Origin of the sequence: Wolbachia endosymbiont of Drosophila tristis (genome assembly GCF_028981745.1) — a bacterium.
Lineage (GTDB): Bacteria > Pseudomonadota > Alphaproteobacteria > Rickettsiales > Anaplasmataceae > Wolbachia > Wolbachia pipientis.
Genome location: NZ_JAPQLN010000080.1, coordinates 1 through 3,708, shown reverse-complemented (window position 1 = coordinate 3,708; position 3,708 = coordinate 1). Strand labels below are relative to the sequence as shown.

4 protein-coding genes and 1 pseudogene are annotated in these 3,708 nt (G+C 36.3%); all 5 read right to left on the bottom strand.

Features of this window, described 5'->3' with window-relative positions; all coding sequences use genetic code 11:
- Positions 1-342, bottom strand: a 342-nt coding sequence (locus tag OZD64_RS03085) for a DUF6444 domain-containing protein (protein ID WP_274999277.1), incomplete at its 3' end; no start/stop codon positions are given.
- A 205-nt stretch (positions 343-547) separates the two neighbouring features.
- On the bottom strand, positions 548-2,821 hold the full coding sequence (pnp, locus tag OZD64_RS03080; RefSeq protein WP_095742791.1) for a polyribonucleotide nucleotidyltransferase: 2,274 nt from the start codon (positions 2,819-2,821) through the stop codon (positions 548-550).
- Between the two features lie 14 nt (positions 2,822-2,835).
- Positions 2,836-3,108, bottom strand: a complete 273-nt coding sequence (rpsO, locus tag OZD64_RS03075; protein ID WP_006279944.1) for a 30S ribosomal protein S15 — start codon at positions 3,106-3,108, stop codon at positions 2,836-2,838.
- Between the two features lie 12 nt (positions 3,109-3,120).
- On the bottom strand, positions 3,121-3,438 hold the full coding sequence (locus OZD64_RS03070; RefSeq protein ID WP_274999276.1) for a hypothetical protein: 318 nt from the start codon (positions 3,436-3,438) through the stop codon (positions 3,121-3,123).
- A 33-nt stretch (positions 3,439-3,471) separates the two neighbouring features.
- Positions 3,472-3,708, bottom strand: a pseudogene (locus OZD64_RS03065) (IS5 family transposase); the annotation flags it as partial.

Genomic DNA, 3,708 nt, shown 5'->3' with positions numbered 1-3,708 from the left:
AACATAAGGTTTTTCGCATATTACAAGCTCTCCTCCGCATTCGCAAATATTAGGCAACTCTATTTTTACTACTTTATCCGCTTCCATTGTAGCATGAAAATTTCCTTTATGCCCAACCTGATCGCCAACATTCCTTTCGCTTTTTGGCTTGTCCTTTTTTGTTTTGTACAATTCTTTAGAGCTCGGTAGAGATAAATTTTTCGAGTTTAAACCAAGCCTTTCCTTTAATTCAGCGTTCTCTATCTTGAAAGCTTTATTTTCTGCTTTTAAGTTTTCTATCTCTGCTTTCAGTTTTTCTATTTTTTGCTGTAAATTTTTGCAAAGTTCTAAAAGGTTTACCACATTACCTCACTTTTGCTCTATGATTATCTTTTTAGATCACTTTGTCTACCTTATTCTACCACTCCGCTGAACGGATACCTTGGGTTAGCTATAGCTAACACCACAATTGTACTAACATTGTGATTTGAGAACAACCTTCACCAGAAAGGGTGTCATTCCAGTGTTAAGCACTGGAATGACGAGAGGTAACGCAAGAAGTTTACTCTTAATAAAAACCTGATGATGAATCATTATTACCAAATTTCGGCCTATTTCTGTTGCTGAAACCAGAACGAGGACGAGGAGGCCTCTTATGGTGACTTCCTCCAGGTTTTCTACTAAATGAATTATTGTAATAATTATCCCTGTCATTTGGACCATCTTTCCTTTCCTCGTTGTAAAGCTCACCTTCAAAAAACTCTCCCGTCTCTTGATCAACCCGACGTCTTGACAACTTTGGACACCCACCTTTTTCGAAGTCAATTACTAGTGCTTTGAAAGTATCATCTTGTTTAAGTACGCTCTCTATAGAATCTATATGTTCATTAGCTACTTCACTTATGTGCATTTTTCCTTTTCTGCCATTAAGAAATTCAAGCTCTACAATAGACTTCTCTATTCTTACAACCTTGACATCAACTATAGAACCTTGTTCTAGTTCTGTTATTGAATCAATCATCATACTCTTTGCAATTTCAGCTTCAGTGCCACTCGTAGCAAAAACAGAAACTTTACCATCATCTCCTATTTCAATTTTTGCATTACTTCTTTCACACACACTGCGTATATTTTTCCCCTTAGAACCTATAGCAGCAGAAATTTTGTCTTTATCTATGTAAAATGATAACATCCTTGGTGCATGGTCTTTGACATCATCACTGTGTTCTGAAATCACTGCATTCATTTTTTCTAAAATATGTAATCTTCCAGCTTTTGCCTGTTCTAAAGATTTTTCAACAATTTCAAAGCTTATACCAGAAATTTTCATGTCCATTTGTAGCGCCGTAACCCCTTCACTAGTTCCTGCTACTTTAAAGTCCATATCACCAAGATAATCTTCATCACCAAGTATATCGGAAAGTATTACATACTCGTCTTTATCTTTGATGAGACCCATAGCAATTCCAGCAACAGGGGCCTTTATTGGCACACCCGTATCCATTAAAGCAAGAGAAGTCCCACAAACTGTTGCCATAGAAGAAGAACCATCAGACTCCAAAATTTCGGACACTACTCTTATTGTATAAGGAAATTCAGACTTATCGGGTAAAACAGGATGAATTGCTTTCCAAGCAAGTTTGCCATGACCGATTTCTCTTCTTCCTGGTGCACGCGCAGCAGAAGTTTCTCCAACAGCAAATGAGGGAAAGTTATAATGCAACATGAAATGCTCACGTCTATCCCCTTCAATATCATCCACAATTTGCTCATCTTGAGTGGTGCCAAGAGCAGTAACAACCAGTGCCTGAGTATTGCCTCTTGTAAATAGTGCAGAACCGTGAGTTTTGGACAGAATATCAACTTCAACTTCTATCTGACGTATCTCATCATGCTTACGACCGTCTATCCTTACACTTTTCTTCCTAATTATTTCACGTACTAAAGATCTTTCAAAGTTTTTTACTGCATACGTAATTAACTTTTCGTCTTTTCCAGTTTCTTTAAGAGTATTCAATATATTCTCTCTGATCGCTTCTAGAGCTTGAACTCGCTCTTGTTTTACTGTTTGCGAATATGCTTTTTCAAAATCTTTACCGTATTTTTCGAGCTCTTGTGTTATATCTGATGCATCAATAGGGGCAAAGCTCTCAGGTTTATTGCCAATTGTATCAGCAAACTCTTTTATGAGCTTAATGACAGGCTTAAGGTGTTCATGGCCAAATTTTATTGCATTAAAAACATTTTCTTCAGAGAGCTCTTTCACTTCTGATTCAACCATTAAAATTGAATTTTCATCACCAGACAAAAACAGATCCAAGCTGCTTGCTTTCATCTCTTGAACAGAAGGGTTGAGTATATAGTTATTATTTTCATCACAACCAACCATCACTCCAGCTATAGTAAAGTGAAAGGGAACACCAGAAATTGCAAGAGCTGCAACAGCACCAATCAATGCTGGCACTTCAGGAGGATTGACTGTATCATAAGTTAATAGATTGCACACCACACTAATTTCATCATGAAATCCTTCTGGGAATAGTGGTCTTATACTTCTATCTATTACTCTTGAGATTAAAGTTTCTCTATCAGATGGCTTGCCTTCTCTTTTAAAAAACCCGCCAGGGATCTTACCCATGGCATAGCTTTTTGCGATAAACTGCACATTTAAAGGTAGGAAATCAACGCTTTCTTCCTTCTTTTTACGTACAACAGTTACTAAAACAGAAGTATCACCGTAATTTACAACTACTGAACCATGAGCTTGGCGTGCTATTTTTCCTGTTTCTAAAGATAAGGCACGACCACCCCACTCTATAGATTTTTTTATAATTTTAAACATATTAAATTCCTCGATTATTTTCTAATGCCTAACTTCTCTATTAATTCCTGATAGGCTTCATTACCAAATTTACGCTTTATATAATTTAAGTGCTTGCGTCTTCTACCTATCAATATAAGTAAACCACGCTTAGAGTGATGGTCATGCTTGTGCACTTTAAAATGCTCAGTTAAGTTACTGATCCTCTCGGTCAAAATTGCACATTGTACAAAAGATGAGCCTGTATCATCTTCTTTAATTGCATATATATTTATCAAACTCTTTTTCTTTTCGGATGTTATCGACATCTAAACCTCATTTTAAATATTAAAAACACGAATAGGTTTCACACAACCATAAATAAAACTGCAGATTGCAATAGGTACAGTACCCACCACTGTACAACAAATATCATGATTCTTTAAATTACGCAAGTTATTTAATACAACTTCCTGACCTTTTCTGATTTTCCCCGCATCTTCTAGGGAAATTTCAACTTTGAACATCGATTTTAAAGCCGATTCAATGGGGATGACGAAACTTTTTGTATTACTCCCTGTCACTCCATCATCTTCTGTCATTCCAGTGCTCCCTTTCTTGTCATCCAAGTAGCTGACACTGGGATGGCTTTGTTGCATCGCTCTTCGGATAGTAGGTAACGCACAATAAATTTATGAAGCTATCTCAAATTTAGCCATACCAATATCAGTGAACTTATTGAGCAAATAGCATTTAACAAGTAGTTCCTTCTCTCTATTTGTCTCAGATTTATTCCTAAAACTAAACCCGAATGTTTGTTTCAGTTGCGAGAAAAAACTTTCTATATAAGATCTTTTTCCATAACTCATCTCTTTTTTCCACTTCTTTATACCATCTTCATCATATGACTTTATGAGCTTGACTGCAGA